Origin of the sequence: Alkalicella caledoniensis, from assembly GCF_014467015.1 — a bacterium.
Taxonomy (GTDB): Bacteria; Bacillota; Proteinivoracia; order Proteinivoracales; family Proteinivoracaceae; genus Alkalicella; species Alkalicella caledoniensis.
Map to the genome: position 1 here is coordinate 85035 of NZ_CP058559.1, position 15139 is coordinate 100173.

18 protein-coding genes are annotated in these 15139 nt (G+C 37.9%); 3 read left to right on the forward strand and 15 right to left on the reverse strand.

What is annotated here, in order from left to right; genetic code table 11:
- Positions 1-4 precede the first annotated feature (4 nt).
- The 8 genes from HYG86_RS00460 to HYG86_RS18415 form a co-directional block, all read right to left on the reverse strand.
- Positions 5-538, reverse strand: coding sequence for a DUF2815 family protein (locus HYG86_RS00460; RefSeq protein ID WP_213167027.1), 534 nt, complete (start codon positions 536-538; stop codon positions 5-7).
- Between the two features lie 54 nt (positions 539-592).
- A complete protein-coding gene (locus tag HYG86_RS00465) occupies positions 593-1729 on the reverse strand; it encodes a DUF2800 domain-containing protein (RefSeq protein ID WP_281391299.1) in 1137 nt (378 codons plus the stop codon).
- Entirely contained in the window at positions 1726-2085 is a 360-nt protein-coding gene (locus HYG86_RS00470; protein WP_213167028.1) for a hypothetical protein, read from the reverse strand. The genes HYG86_RS00465 and HYG86_RS00470 overlap by 4 nt, the downstream gene beginning before the upstream one ends.
- The gene (metK, locus tag HYG86_RS00475; RefSeq protein ID WP_213167029.1) at positions 2078-3298 is read right to left on the reverse strand and encodes a methionine adenosyltransferase; all 1221 of its coding nucleotides are present in this window, start codon (positions 3296-3298) and stop codon (positions 2078-2080) included. Before metK ends, HYG86_RS00470 begins: the two co-directional genes overlap by 8 nt.
- Complete coding sequence (locus HYG86_RS00480; protein ID WP_213169376.1) at positions 3291-3470, reverse strand: hypothetical protein; 180 nt, start codon at positions 3468-3470, stop codon at positions 3291-3293. Before HYG86_RS00480 ends, metK begins: the two co-directional genes overlap by 8 nt.
- A gap of 87 nt (positions 3471-3557) precedes the next feature.
- Positions 3558-4265 carry an antA/AntB antirepressor family protein gene (locus HYG86_RS00485; protein ID WP_246451845.1) on the reverse strand — a complete coding sequence of 236 codons (708 nt, stop codon included), beginning with the start codon at positions 4263-4265 and terminating at the stop codon, positions 3558-3560.
- A gap of 82 nt (positions 4266-4347) precedes the next feature.
- Positions 4348-4779 (reverse strand): RNA polymerase sigma factor, encoded by a 432-nt coding sequence (locus HYG86_RS00490; RefSeq protein WP_213167030.1) that lies wholly within the window; start codon positions 4777-4779, stop codon positions 4348-4350.
- Positions 4780-5053: 274 nt separating this feature from the next.
- The gene (locus HYG86_RS18415) at positions 5054-5278 is read right to left on the reverse strand and encodes a Com family DNA-binding transcriptional regulator (RefSeq protein ID WP_425489233.1); all 225 of its coding nucleotides are present in this window, start codon (positions 5276-5278) and stop codon (positions 5054-5056) included.
- A gap of 371 nt (positions 5279-5649) precedes the next feature.
- Here HYG86_RS18415 and HYG86_RS00500 point away from each other — a divergent pair, with 371 nt between their 5' ends.
- The gene (locus tag HYG86_RS00500) at positions 5650-6429 is read left to right on the forward strand and encodes a hypothetical protein (protein WP_213167032.1); all 780 of its coding nucleotides are present in this window, start codon (positions 5650-5652) and stop codon (positions 6427-6429) included.
- Between the two features lie 109 nt (positions 6430-6538).
- Here the strand turns inward: HYG86_RS00500 and HYG86_RS00505 are convergent, their stop codons facing one another.
- From HYG86_RS00505 to ltrA, 7 genes are all read right to left on the reverse strand, one after another.
- Positions 6539-7534, reverse strand: a complete 996-nt coding sequence (locus tag HYG86_RS00505) for a PDDEXK family nuclease (RefSeq protein WP_213167033.1) — start codon at positions 7532-7534, stop codon at positions 6539-6541.
- Positions 7535-7571: 37 nt separating this feature from the next.
- The gene (locus HYG86_RS00510) at positions 7572-8708 is read right to left on the reverse strand and encodes an SAP domain-containing protein (protein ID WP_213167034.1); all 1137 of its coding nucleotides are present in this window, start codon (positions 8706-8708) and stop codon (positions 7572-7574) included.
- Between the two features lie 28 nt (positions 8709-8736).
- Positions 8737-9363, reverse strand: a complete 627-nt coding sequence (locus HYG86_RS00515) for a hypothetical protein (RefSeq protein ID WP_213167035.1) — start codon at positions 9361-9363, stop codon at positions 8737-8739.
- Positions 9364-9390: 27 nt separating this feature from the next.
- A complete protein-coding gene (locus tag HYG86_RS00520; protein WP_213167036.1) occupies positions 9391-9744 on the reverse strand; it encodes a hypothetical protein in 354 nt (117 codons plus the stop codon).
- A gap of 102 nt (positions 9745-9846) precedes the next feature.
- Positions 9847-10086 carry a hypothetical protein gene (locus HYG86_RS00525; protein ID WP_213167037.1) on the reverse strand — a complete coding sequence of 80 codons (240 nt, stop codon included), beginning with the start codon at positions 10084-10086 and terminating at the stop codon, positions 9847-9849.
- A gap of 93 nt (positions 10087-10179) precedes the next feature.
- Positions 10180-10923, reverse strand: a complete 744-nt coding sequence (locus HYG86_RS00530; RefSeq protein ID WP_246451997.1) for a UTP--glucose-1-phosphate uridylyltransferase — start codon at positions 10921-10923, stop codon at positions 10180-10182.
- Between the two features lie 64 nt (positions 10924-10987).
- The gene (gene ltrA / locus HYG86_RS00535) at positions 10988-12817 is read right to left on the reverse strand and encodes a group II intron reverse transcriptase/maturase (RefSeq protein ID WP_213167039.1); all 1830 of its coding nucleotides are present in this window, start codon (positions 12815-12817) and stop codon (positions 10988-10990) included.
- 612 nt (positions 12818-13429) lie between these two features.
- On the opposite strand from ltrA, the gene HYG86_RS18420 reads away from it, so the two are divergent.
- Together HYG86_RS18420 and HYG86_RS00540 are read left to right on the forward strand one after the other, a co-directional pair.
- On the forward strand, positions 13430-14008 hold the full coding sequence (locus HYG86_RS18420) for a DUF6431 domain-containing protein (protein ID WP_425489234.1): 579 nt from the start codon (positions 13430-13432) through the stop codon (positions 14006-14008).
- Positions 14009-14390: 382 nt separating this feature from the next.
- A complete protein-coding gene (locus HYG86_RS00540; protein ID WP_213167040.1) occupies positions 14391-15137 on the forward strand; it encodes a DDE-type integrase/transposase/recombinase in 747 nt (248 codons plus the stop codon).
- Positions 15138-15139: the final 2 nt, after the last annotated feature.

The window sequence follows — 15139 nt, forward strand, 5'->3', positions numbered from 1 at the left end:
ACCTTTAAGATAAAAAGTCATCGTCTTCTTCAATCTGGAACTCGTCTTCAGCTCTCGTCATACCGCCTAAAGGTTCACCATCCCTTAGCTTCTGTGCATTACCAAGGCCTGCGGCGATTCCACGGTTTCCGTTGACATTAAAAGCGTAGAAATTGATGCTGACCTTACCGTAGCAGCCACTATAGACTTCACTTCTATCGATGATGGTTTGAAGTTTTGCATCTACAATCTGCGGAGCATTCTTTGAATTTGTGTTGATGAAGTAGGCATCTGCATAATTAGGATCATCAGGCCTATCAATATCTCCATCACGAAGAGGTGTCTTTAAATTGGTTGGCACCTTCCCTCCAAACTTAGCTGCCCCCTCTTTCTTGGCTTCCTCAATGGCTTTTAAAACCATGTTGATTGTTCTCTTATCACTCTTAGGGATAATAACTGATACGCTGTACTTAGGGTCTGAACCATTGATGCTCTTTGGTTCAAACAAATTCACGAAACTAAATCTTCCTGCAACAACAACTCTTGTATTTTTACTCATAATCTTTTCCTCCTTAAATTTGGCTCTCTTGAGCATTTCATTGTTATTAACTAATTAATTTTCCACTTGAAACTCTGCTTCAATAGGCTCTATGGCTTCACGCTTGTCCGTCTCAGGGACAAGGGCCAATTTACCCTTTGGCTTTTCTACATAATCCCCTAAGATATCTTTGAACTTTTTCTTGCCCATGAGCTTTTCCATCTCTGTAATGCTAATCAGGGATTGTTTAAAGATGTCGGTGTATCCAGCTTCTTTTGCCTTTTCTGCTACTACATCTTCATCTGCATATTTTCTTCTGGTCCTTCCTTCCACCAGCTTGAACCCTGCCCATTGTTTCCCTTCGTTGATGGCAAGGGCTGTGGCGTAGGTATAAATATCACTGGCCCATTTAGAAAGCTCATCTGCAAGGCCTATGATTTCAGCGACCTCTTCATCTAGAAGAAGGGCTGGATCTTGAAACTCATACTTTAAAAGCTCTAAATTCTTTACAGCTCTGGCCCGGCATTGATTTCGTGCCCGGCAGAAGCGGCAATGATCTCCTGCGCAAAACTCACCATCTCCGTTACTGGCAAGAAGCGCCTTTGGCTTTAACTCCTGCTCTGCCCAGTTAAGAAGTTCATCTACAGTAACTTCATAAGTTGAGAAGTTATCTACCCTTGGCTGAATGATTGTCATGGACACTTTTTCAATGTCATAGAGCATTTCAAATAGAGATAGGGCTCCTAGTGCATAGAGCATCATTTGGGGATTTTTTTCAGCTGACACCACCACACCACGACCATATTTCAGGTCAATCACATGAAGTGTTCCGTTCCCTACAACGACTAGGTCACCGGTGCCAAAGCCTTCTGGCACATAATCACTAAAGTCCAGTTTCTGTTCGATAAGGATCTGTAGGTCCTGACATTCTTCCTTGGCATTTTCTATAATTCCGAGGCAGTACTCCACATATAGGTCTGTCATTTCATCCATCTCATCTGAGTGAAATTTACTGGTAGGTTTTTTTGAGCGCATTTTCAGGGCTTTCTTTAACTTGTGCTCCGCCAGATCATGAGCCGCTGTACCCTCTTCTGCAAAGATGCTGGTCTCATTAGGAAACTGCTGTTCTAAAAGGGCTGAGGGTGTACAGTCCATCCACCGGTGGGCACCTGATGCTGACAGAACAGAGTGTGCATTATATGAACCACTCACTTTAGATCACCCACTTCCTCCATGACCTTCTTATAGTGAGAAGAGTCTAGTGCCGTAAGTTTCTGCGCCCCATACTTATTTAAGATGGCCTTTACTGCCTCTCTGTGTCCTTCTCGGTTCTTTGCTGCCATTAGAGCTCTCACCTCTTCAAGACTTGGTGTCTTTTCCTTTGGCTGATTTTCTTCCTTAGTCTCTTGGACGACTTCAGTTTTATCTTCAGTTTGTATAGGTGTCTCTTTTACATCTGTTTGTGTTGTAGCTGCACTACCTTCGATAGCCTGTACCAAATCTTCTATGCTAGATGCTAGGCTTCTCATATTCTCAACCACCTCAAGGGCCAGCTTGATCCTACTCATGGGCTTCTCCTCCCTTCTTCTTAAGATAGTTATCTGTTAGCTTCTTCAGTGTGTTAGCCATATCTAAGGCTTCCCAAGGTGTGTCTATTTCCTTTTCTCCCAGGATCATCTTGTCTCTGCCAAAGTGACCGTAGGCAGCAAACTGTTTATAGATAGGTCTTTTAAGTCCAAAACTTTTGATGATAGTTCCTGGCCTCATATCTATTAAAGTTGAGATCATCACTGTCAGAATTTCATCTGGGAGCTTACCAGTTCTAAAGGTATCAATCTTAAAAGAGACAGGTTTGGCAACACCAATTGCATAAGATATTTGCACTTCACATTCCTTAGCAAGCCCTGCCGCCACGATGTTCTTTGCGATATATCTGGCGAGATACGCTCCAGACCTATCCACCTTTGTAGCATCTTTCCCTGAAAAAGCACCACCGCCATGGCGTCCTTTACTGCCATAGGTGTCTACGATAATTTTTCTTCCGGTAAGCCCTGAGTCTGCTGCCGGACCACCTAAGACAAATCGTCCTGTGGGATTAATAAGGATCTTGGTCTCCCGGTTCATTAGCTCAGAAGGGATGGTCTTTAAGATGATCTGACTTAGCACATCATTTCTTAGCTTTTTAATGTCGATCCCTTCTGTATGTTGCGTTGAAACCACGATGGCCTTAATGCAGACCGGCTTATGGTCTTTGCTGTATCCTACTGAAACCTGAGATTTTCCGTCTGGTTTAAGATAAGGAAGTTCTCCTGTTTTTCTGGCTTCCGTCAGCCTTTTACACATTGTATGAGCAAGTACAAGGGGAAGAGGTAGCATCTCATCTGTCTCATCCGTTGCATAGCCAAACATCATGCCTTGATCCCCAGCCCCTAGTTCCTTGCTATCCACTCCCATGGCAATATCCGGTGACTGTTTATTAATAGAAATTAGCATCCTGTAGAACTCACCATCTGTTGATAGCTCGTCTGCTCTATAGCCAATGGCATCGATGGTATCCCTAATCACTTTTTTATGGTCCACTCGGGCTTTGGTCCTTGCTTCACCAAAGACATAAATAAATCCATCAGCTACAGTTGTTTCAATGGCCCCTCTTGAATCAGGATCTTCTTTTAACATCGCATCCAAGATTGCATCTGAAATCTGGTCACAAATCTTATCTGGGTGTCCTTCTGTTACTGATTCTGACGTAAAGGTATAAGCGGTTTTTAAAATCTCATTCATTCGTTTTCTCCTCTCTTTTCTCCGTAGTTTCTTTAGTCTGGTTTTCATCCAGTTCAACAAGCCTACATGCTAATCGCTTGGATACAATACTAATGGCAGTTAAAACTCCTACCATTTCTTCTTGAAGTTCTTTCGTTGCATTCATGTTTTCTTCTCCTCTCTTTTGGGTCATATCTAGTTCACCTCCTCCCACTGCATAACCCCTTCACTTACTAGCCGATTATGAGTGGGGTTTGGTAACTAGAAAATTTGTGTTTTTTTAAATTCCTTTTATAAGAAGACTAAAAGTCTCTCTTCCTTTAGGTGTAATAAGGGTTTGAGTTCCAGCCCATCCGGTTTTTTCGTTCTTGGCTTCCTTAATTTCAAATAGCCCTGAGTTTTTATCTGCATAAGGCTTCAGCTTCCCTTTTTGATCTCTGTAGATGTACTTCTTGTCCAGTAGAAACTGAATGAAAATCCTTTCCTGAACCTTAAGTTCCTTTGCTGTATCTCTAAAGTTAATCAGTAGGTTTCGGTCTACCAGCTCATCAAAATACTCTGCCTTTGGCTGCATTGTAGTGTTGGCCACTAAGAGTCTGCTGTTTTCTACTTCTAAATGATTGATTCTATACTCTGCCATCTTTAGCGCTCTAGACATAATCATTTCTGGTGTGTTCCAGGCCTTTTCTATGGCTAAGAAATACTGTCTAGCTTGTTTTCCTTTTTCCGACCTTTGGATCATACAGATTTCTTTTGCCATGGGAATCGTAAGTTGATGGTCCATAATATCCGTATAGGGATTTTTAGGATTATTGGTTGCTCTTTTTTGAGCTACCAATGTGAAGTCCTGATTTTCAGCGAATCCGTAGTCTGTCATCCTGGGAAACCAGTCCTTGTATTTCGTCTTCACTTCCAGAAATTCATGAAGCTCCCGGCCTGATACCGTTGGTTCATCTTGGGTGTAATTTACTCTCATTAACTCGTTCATCTTTTCATCACCTCGATTTATATTTAAGGAGTGACCCCCTCACTTCTTAGCCAATGGGGAGGCCACTTTGGTAACCAACTTTTTAGAAAAACTTTCTGAGCTTGTCCAAAATCTTGTCTCTACGCTTCATTACAGTTACATGGGAGGTACTATTTTTCTTGGCTACCTCACGAACTGTCATATCTTCATAGAAAAGGTCATGAATCAGTTCCTTCTCCTGGCGGTCTAGCTCTTTCATGGCTTCTTGTAGAATAAGAAGCATGGCCTTATCAACGACTAAATCTTCTACTGATAGCTCGTCCTCATAATCAGCACCAAGATCTATCAAACGCTGAAGAGAATCCTCTTTATTAGGTACAAAAGTGACTTTTTCATTTTCCATATCCACATCAATGCGGCCCACCTTTACATCTTCTTCTAGGTATCTCTGGCGGCGTTTCATTTGGTAATACTCCTTATAAAACTCATCACTCACCGGTACTGAAATTTTTCCAATCTTAATCTCTTTACTCATATACATCTTCCTCCTTGGAATTTTTTAATGGCCTAGTTAGGCGGGTTTTTACAGGGCCAGAAAACAAAAAAAGGCCGGACAAGGGCTAAATTGAATTAGCTCTCGTCCGGCCTTGGTAACTCATGTTTCTGGCTCCGTTGCTCGGTACTTTAATGGTTTGTTCTTTTATAAAGTTGTAAAAATAGACAAAAAAATAGCCGGATAACTACTTATATTAATAAGCAGCTATCCGGCTATTCGGTCACTCTCTTGGTGCCATTGCTCGGTATAGACTTTAATGTCTTGTATTGTGCCGATTACTACATCGGTCAGCAGTGTATTTCCCATTCTTAATGTGAACCCTGTTAAGAGTGCCACAGTGAGGGCACTTAATTTCTATTAATGATTCCAAACTTGTTTTAGGGTCCAGGTCAAACATCCTCTTTCTGTCATGAGCGCATTTCACTTTCACTAGCATAGCATTCCTCCTAAGTTGTTTTTTTGTATTAATCCATGCCATGCAACCGTTTATATAATTTTTGTTTACTGTTGTTTGTACTTAATGGTTAGGGTAAAAAAATATAATTTATTGCATTATTTAAGTACTCCTTTTTCATCAGGTCATAGAATCCCCCCTATTTCTTCATTTTATCTTCTTTTCCCAATACAGCAGCTACCAACTCTAAAATTACGGTCGGCAAAAATGCATTTTGAGAGAAGCTTTTGGCTATACTCTTCTTATTATGATTTGATTATATCATAGCTAAAAAATTAACACAACACCCAAAATGAAATTTGTTTAATAATTTATTGACTGTAGTCAATACTAATGATATAATGAGACTATACAACTTGATAATAGTAAATTCTATATACGGGAGGTGATTAATAATGACTAAAGAAAATATATTTAACAAAGAGGAATTTGCAGATTTGCTTGAGAGGGCAAAAGGAGATCGTTCTATTAATCGTTTTGCAGAGGAGACTGGTGTGAGCGCAGCCCACATTTCAAGATTTTTAAGAAGTTTGATCGAAGCGCCCCCAACACCGGAGACTATTTCAAAGTTTTCTTCAAAAGCCTATAATGATGTTTCTTATAGAGATCTAATGGCAGCAGCAGGGCATATTGCAATTACTAAAGAGAATGGATCCATTGGACTAGATGAGTTAGAAGATGACGATAGCGATGAAGTTGATAATAGAAGACCCTATGTGCCCACTAGAAATGCAAGTATTGATCCTATATCTCCTAATGAAAGAAGAATGGAGATGGAAAATTTAGAGAAGAGACTTTTTCAAGTTATCCTTTCATATTTATATGAAGCACCTTTTCAATGGAACATGCAAAAGCCTGATTCAAGGATGCGATTCCCTGATATGATTGTTGATATTGACGATGAGAAATATTCAAGATGGCTATTGGAGTTTAAAGCCTACCCAGAACCTAATAGAGGATTTGGCCTTCCGCCACAACATATATATGGTAGGCTTGCAATGATTGAGTTTTCTCCAAAGGATAAGTTTACAATAGTGGTAAATAGCGAGAGAGCATTCCAATATTTTTTAAGAAGACCTCCTGTATCAATAAGAGCTAATATTTATGTAATGCTAGTAGATATTGAAAAAGGTAGAGTTCTTACGGAAGAGCAGCTATCTAGTTACGAAATATAAATTATTAAGGTCATGATCTTCAGACATTTTAGCGCTGAGGAACATGGCCTTTTTCCGTATGAGGTTAACTGTATTTATTCACTTATCTTTTTTATTCTTAACAAATACTCTATTCCTCTAACTCTGCCATCTTCTCTCGGCGCTTCTGATCTAGCGTTTTAGTTTCACCTTTAATAAGGGTCCACTCATAGATATTAACTGCTGACCATCCCGTTACTTTTTCTGCCCAGCTATTAAATGTCATAACTTCACCTTGAAATTCTACTGACCTAATATCTTTTACAACTGCATCAGAGTCGTCAAAGTTTTTAATAACAACAGCATCTCCTGCTTTAAGAAGTCCCCACTCAAACAGCTTATCCATTCTTGGTAGGTAGGTTCTAGTAATACGGGTAGCTCCTTCTGTCATAATCTCGGGAGTCTTCTTCTCACTTATTTCAACATAGAAATCCTCAAGCAGTTGTGGTGGCAGTAATCTGTTTATCTCCAAAAACAATCCTCCACCAACCTTTAGAGGTTTCAAAGTAAAGCAGCTGATATCTACATGATTGGCTATGAGCCAGGCTACAGCCGATTCGGTTTGACGGTCAAATGACGAAGCAATCAAAATGATTCTCTGCTTTTTATTAAAGGTCTTCATGGCATTGTTCTTTTCCAGGAAGGACTCTAGGATCCTAGTTGCCTTTTCGTGAGGTGTCAAACCACCAAGGTCAAATTCGTGTTCATAACTCTTAACATATGGAGCAAATATCTTATCCACCAGTTCTTCAGGTGTCTTAATCTTTGCATAGCCTGCTGCATAACGGATGGCCTGAAACTCTAGCTTTTCTTTTCTGGCTTTAATATCCTCAGCATCTCGCTTAATTTCTATGAGAACCAGATTTCCATTTTCATCAATAGCAGTAAGATCACTTCTCCCTTTTTCACTATTGGTCACCTGGCTTCCAATAATTAATAGAGACTCGTCAGTTAAAAGAAGTTCGATGTTAGTCCTGATGAATTCTTCGATATGTGATTCCTTAAGGTTTAAAGATTTAAAGCTGGTCTCAGTGATGTCCATTTCGTCTACAGTTATATTAGCGTCCGTCTTAATTGGTATGATCATTGTTGGCGGCACCTCCTTTATTCAATCATAAATAAAATCACTTAATTCCATACTCTTTCTTAAATCGTCTCTCTGCTTTATTATAAAGCTTTTGAAGGCCTTCTTCATCTTTTTGTATTTCCATGAGAACAATTTCAACACATTCATCTTCAGTAAATACACTGAATGGCAGCTTAAACTTACATATCTCTTCATATAATTTTCTTTTCAGATCTTCATCGGATAAGCCTTTCTTTTCTTGATAATCAGCAACTCTGCTAATTATACCAGGAGCCATTGTTATTATTGAACTATCATATGGAAAGTAGCTATCTGCGTAAATATCCATGAATTGCATACTGAAGCCATTTGATAATCCACTTAAATCATAACGGATAACCTCTGATAAAAGAGAAAAAGCATTGTCTAGCTTACTTTCTTCCTTTACAAACTCTGACATAGTAAATCGAGAATTTCTATATAACCCGAAGTCCCCATTTTTAGCATGAATCATGCTTCTCTCATTTAAGTATCCCCAAATGACATCTCTATATGGGTATTCTGGTTTTTCTTGAACTTTTTTACTTAAAGACCAAATATCTAGATCTTCAATTCCAGTTCGGTGGATATATGGGATGTATTCTTCTTTGTTTAGAACATCTTTCCCTTCATCTGTTAATTCATATGTGAACTTTGTAAAGGCTGCCTTTAATTTTTCTTCTGGAACTTCATCTAGCAGACGCTCCACTAGTTCTGATTTTTTCCCAGAAACTTTTAAATCATTAGCTTTTAATATATCTTTAAGTACGGTAGCAGTCTCTTTTTCTATAGCTGATCTCAGTGATCCAATCTGAAGAAAACCTCTATCTAGTAATGATTGCAATAGTTTATCAACATCTTTAATTCCGTACTTATACCACCAAAACCCAGGATAAGAATTCCCTTCAACATAATATTTTGGAGCATAAGATAAAAGAAGCGTTTCATGAGGATATAAACCAGCACTGTTTGGCTTCATGCCTTTAATTCTCTTTTCAACAGGAATGACTTCCGGCTCTGAGGGGGTATTTACAACCTCTGTTTTAACACTAATTGTCGGTTTAATGTTAATTCCAATATTGTCGGTATTTTTCTTTTTATTTATTTCTTCTACTTTCTTATCTTTTTTCTTTTTAAATAAATCAAATAATCCCACTACAATCCCTCCATTCTATGATTTCAACCTACTCATCTTCTCCTCTATGCTCCACCGCCATCTGATCAACCCAGTCCTCTTCTACATACACCATCCCGTTCCGACCTTCTACCTTACGATTAGGACCCGCCTTATAAAGTTTACAATTTAGCGGACCATAACAGAATGTCTCAAACCTATACTTCTTCCGGCTTCTAGGATTCCAGTTATCTACAATAATCTCAACAGGCATCCTAGCTCCCCACATACAGCTGCTGCACTTAGTGTCATAAGTCCTAGCTGCAAGTCTGCGGTGTCCTCTTTCTCTATAGACTTCCAGCTCTGGTGGCACCAGTTCCCATGGGGATGAATTGCTACCTTGTTCTCCTGTAGAGATTACTTTCAGCTTTGAGACTTTATAATATTCAACTGGCTCCATATCAGGGTCCGGTACTGGTACACACTCTCCGCTGATGATATCATTTACTTTGAATTGATGTTTTACGTGGGCTGCTTTACCTATGCCGATGGAAAAGATAGTTTCTTCACCATCCAGTTCCCCCTCTAACTTAATGGCATAGCCTAGGTATGTATGGGAGGCTTCATCGAAGGACCTGGTTAGACGGATCCTGGGCTGAATTGATATGATGGTTCCTGTGAAAGTTGATTTATTCATATTGGTTGCAGGCCTCCTTATAAATTCTTAATCCACCTTTTCTTTATCTATAGTTCGGATTAGTAAATCTCCAACTGATGAGCATTTATATTTTTGTTTTCCCTTTTTATCAATCTCTATTTCCAAGAGACCGTAACTGAGGAGATTATTTAAATAAATTCTTTTAGCAACTTCATCATCTATAGCTTCACGTGTCATTCCTCCATGAATAACAGGCTGTAGAATATCAATTCCAGTAATTTTTTGATATTCTTTAAATCGAACTAAGTTCCATTTTAGTAAATAGTAGAATCTCAAATATACAATTTCAATATCGGTAACTCTATTAAGAAGATTCAACAGTCCTTCAGCTTTATAAACTTGTAGATCAGATTGCTGCAATCCATAGACAAAAATGTTCTTGATATATTGAATTCTTTCATCAGAAGAAGCGTCAGCACTACCAACACATGCTTTATAAAAAAGTGAAGAGTACTTTTCCTCTTAGACCTTTTCCTCAAATGATTTTATTTCGACTTTTAACCCATCTATCTCTTTACCAAGAAATTCAACAAAACGGACTACTCTATCCATTCGTTGATTAGGAATAACAATACCTAGCAACTCTTGTGCGGCTGGTCCTACAATGGGTATTGCTCCAAAAGTGCTTTTTAGGAGACTTGTTGTATAATCCCTAGAATTGTTCTGCAGATCTAGTGAGTTTTTATTATCATTACGGCTCATAATTATTCCCCCCATCTCCAAAATATTCCGAAAACTCCACCTAAAAACAAAACGGACACAGTTGCTTATTTATCTATGCCCGTTCTAGGGTATCTACTTGTCATGACAGCAAGCCACTTCTCTAACTGCGCCAACTTCCTTCTCAACTACTCTTACTAGATACTCCAAAAACTCATCTTTTAAGTCTTCTCTTCTGAGAGCAGTCTCCACAGTGGCTTCAAGAAATCCTTGCTTATTCCCTACATCGTATCTTTTACCTACGAAGTCATATGCGTACATATCTTCTTGAAGTGCCAGCTCTTTTAAAGCATCCGTCAGCTGAATCTCTCCACCTTTGCCAGGCTTCGTCTCAGCTAAAATATCAAAGATACCGGGATTGATGATATATCGTCCAAGGATTGCAACATTGGATGGCGCTTCATCTACTGCAGGCTTCTCAACTAGCCCCTTCACGGTATAGACTCTATCACTTACTCTTTCACCATCAACGATTCCATATTTACACACGTCTTCATCTTTAACGGTTTGAACTCCAAGTACAGAAGTCTTATACTCATCATAAACTTCTATCATCTGCTTAAGGCAAGGCTTGCCCTCATTATATACAACATCATCACCAAGCATAACGGCAAATGGTTCATTCCCTACAAAGGTCTTTGCACAGTAGATGGCATGTCCTAATCCTTTGGCTTCTTTTTGTCTTATGTAGTGGATATCGACAAGATCAGTAATGTCTCTAACCACTTTCAGTAGTTCTTCATTGGCTTTTTTCTCAAGTTCCAGTTCCAATTCAACATTTCTATATAGCAATAGGTAAGACTTTGATATTATCTCCATCTTTTCCCCTGCTCCACACCGTACGTGAGAGTTTCCCCTCATACGGCGCTCCATCTTATTCTTTTCAACTCAATGCTTCAAGGTTACATTTCTCACGATATCTATTGATTTTGTCTAGAGTCCCTATGTCTAACTTTAAGGATTCCATATATTTCTTAATTATTTTGATTTCTGTAGCATGGATGAGTTTGTGCACATCTTTATGAACGATTCTTAAGTTATGGTATTTATCTGTTCCACCTAATTTTGTTGGTACATAATGATGACAATGAACCATTTCCGCTGGAAGATATATGCAAGTTATCTCACATTTACCCATAGTCATTGAATATCTTGATATCCTGTTGTCTATATATTCTGTAGTACGATAAGTAAGATTAGCTGATTCCATCAGCTTAGGTAATTCTAACGTAATTTGTTGTTGTAACCTTTTGTGAATGGTCTTTCTTCCTTCTTCGGTAAATATGTTCAGACTTGGACTAAAATTTAAGCTTGTTTGTGTGCTAATATCTGCTATTGGAAAAATATACACACCTGCAATCCTCCAAGTTCGATAGGTGGTGTTATAATACTTTTTAAAAGCACATGATATGCTTTTAGGATGCTCATATCGTCCATAACGTTTGAAACCATTATACATAGCTTTCGAGAGAGAAAAGGAGATGTCACTAAATTCTTTAAACACATGGGTCATATATTTGAAATATTGATGTAGCCCCATTATCATAGAATTTAATTTCATGGCGTTTTCTCTTGTTGGTGATTGTTTGATTTTCTTAATCGCTTCTTTTAATCCTTGTTTTATGGCTGTTTTCTTTTTCTTCTTCATATAGGTGTGTGCAACATATTTACTGCCTTTTAAATTTGCCTTAAGACGATATCCTAAAAAATCCGATTTCTTTTTTCTCAAATTTGTTACCTTTGATTTTTCAGGTGAGATATCTAATTTTAATCGGTCTTTAAGGTATTTCTTTATGGCATAAAACCATTTGTAGGCTGTTTGACTATTTCTTGCAAACACTTTAAAATCATCGGCATAACGTACAAGGTATCCTTCTTTTAGGTTAGTATTTTTCAATCTTTTAATCTTATCACCTTGTCTCTTGTATGGCCACTTAGTTTTCATTCCTTCCCATTGACTATAAACCCATTGATCTAAGTCATGTAGGACTATGTTTGAAAGTAATGGTGATAATACTCCACCTTGAGGCACTCCCTTATTTGCTCTACCTTCTCCTTGGATAGGTGTTTTTAATATCTTAGAGATAATTGCTATTACTCTTTTATCTCTTATGCCAAGGTTCCATATTTGTTTTATCAAGCTATTGTGATTTACATTGTCAAAGAATCCTTTGATATCTATATCTATTACATAGTGTAGTCTACCTATATTGATTAGGGTTTGAGCCCTTGCTATTGCATGATGTGTGTTTCTTAAGGGCCTAAATCCGTAGCTATGTTTATAGAATTTAGCTTCTGCAATAGGTTCTATGATTTGTTTTATCATTTGTTGTATTAATCGGTCGATGATAGTTGGTATGCCTAAGGGTCTTTGATCACCATTTTCCTTTGGAATGAAAATTCTTCTAACAGCCTTGGGTTTGTAGTTGCCTAATTTTGTTTGGATTAAAGAAACTAATTGTTTGGGTGTTAGTTCTTTTAAATCACCTATAACAGTGTTATCTATTCCTGCTGTTTTAGCACCACTGTTACTTTTTATACTGCGATATGCTAATAGGATGTTTTCCTCGCTAATGATTAAATCATAGAGATTGTAAAACTTCTTTGATAATTTACTTTCTTCGTGAAGATTATCAAAGGTTTCCTGCATACCATAGTATTCTGCATGTCGTAGGAATGTGTTCAGTGGGGTTTCTCCTTTCTGGAGCATCATCTCCCCTTCTTACTCGAAAGCTAAACTTCACCTTGTAGTATTGAGTTGTCAAAGAACAAGACTTGGGGCTATCCCTCCACTAGTTATTATCCTAGTTTCTTCGGTACTGTGCCCCTACTCTCACAGGAGTTAAACATGTTACCATGTACCTTCCCGATAGTAGTCGTTTATGTTGGAAGTCTCCTGCTTTCCACGTTCCGATTTATCTAGCTATCCATGAATATCTTTAGGTGGTGACTATGAGCCTGTGAACCCTATAGCTTCTTTGTTAGCTATCCCGAATTTCATAACTTCGAATCTTACTTTTCGGTGTTTCACCTAGCAATTTACTAGCAGGACCTTTCGTATCCTGTAAACCTCTAGACCCGTACATTCGCCACTTCGTCAGACCTTATGTGTTATAAAGCATTTTCTCCCAATCAAAAGCTAGTAAATAAAGTCAAATTAAATAATCTTTTCCGGTTAAGTCAGATTGACTAATCTAACGTTTTTAGCGTCAGATTGCTTAATCTGATATTTTTATTTTCATGGGATATAATGCAATAAAAAAGACGAAGAGTTATACCCTCTTCGCCCTATGCATTCCCTCTCACGAAAGGAACACTAAACACAATGATAAATATAACCAAATTCAAATGGAATATACATCAGTATGTTAATTTAGGCAAAGAAATTTATATAGCTCCTGTTTTCGGTTGTAGGTCTTGCGGTTACATAGGAAGGCTCCACCGTCATGGCTACTATTCTAGAAATGTGATCACTTTACATTCCTCCCATAGAATCCACGTGCTAAGACTTAAGTGTCCTAGGCTTGGTTGCTTTAAAACATACTCCATGCTTCCTAGCTTCTTGATTCCTTATTACCAATACTCTTTTGACTTCATTTTCACATGTCTATACTTTCTATTTTTTCTTAACACAAGCTATTCTAAGTTTGTGAGTTTATTAAAGCAATTAGACCCCAATAGCATAGTAACTACCTCTCACTTCAATCACTTTAAAAGACGTTTTAAGAAGGAACTACCCTTCCTAAACTATTTCTTTGCTCAATTTCCTGATATGTATTACCAGATGGATCAAGTGAATTTGGTAAGTATCCTAAAGAAACTAACCTTCTTTAGGAGTAAATACTTAGACTTTAATCAAATATACTTTGAAAAAATGCCGAGGTATTTTTTTGCAAAAAATTAAGTGTTTTTATACAAGGGACAGGTCTGTCCTTTTTTGTTTTTTTGAGTAGTTCTCAGGTCTTGGCTAGACTTTTTGAGCATTGTTCCATCCCTTTTGGTGACTTTTCCCTCCGAAAAAAACTCATTTTTTCATCCCACACATCTTTGTACGGTTGAATTTTTACCACCTGCAAACAATAGTTACAAATTATATAGATGGAGGCTGTTAAAATGGAGGAAAACGAAAGACAAAAAGTTGCGTTATTCAGGTACTCTTTGATAGCTTGTAAATGGTAAAATAAAATGGATGAATTTCGGCAACTAAAAATGGCTAAAAAAATCACCACTTTCTTAAAAAAAGCTGATATATTAATCTTAGCTAAATTTTAAGGAGTGTGGAGATATTGGTGAGGTGGAAAATGTACAGCGATATTCATCATTTTAAAGATATTGGGTTAAATAAGACTCAAGTAGCTAATAGGCTTAATCTAAATTACAAAACAGTAAGAAAGTACTGGGACGTTACCCCAGATGAATTTTTGGAAATACAGAAAAGTAGAAAAGCAAGAAAGCTTGATAAGTATCATGATCCTATCTTGACCTGGTTAAAACAGTTTCCAGATATAAGCACTGCTCAAATACATGACTGGCTGCTAGAACATTACCAGGATAAAACAATTAAAGACCGTACTCTTAGAAACTACATTATGGATCTTAGAAAAAAACATAACATACCAAAACAGCGTACTGCTAGACAGTATCAAGCGGTAGTAGATCCCCCAATGGGTTATCAGTTGCAAGTTGATTTCGGAGAAACGAAACTACGTAGCACTAACGGTGGTAAAACTAAAGTTTATGGCATGGGAGCAGTACTATCAAATAGTAGATTTAAGTACAGTGAGTGGGTGGACAAGCCCTTTACCACATCAACACTGATAAGCATGCTGAACCACTGTTTTGAGTATATTGGAGGAGTTCCTAAGGAGTTAGTATTTGACCAAGATAAAATTGCAACGGTTAATGAAAACTATGGTGATATCATATACACATATGAATTTGAGAAGTATAAAAAGACAATGGGATTCAAAGTTCATTTATGTAAGGCTTATGATCCGGAGAGTAAAGGTTATGTTAAGACTTTCGTTATGTAAAG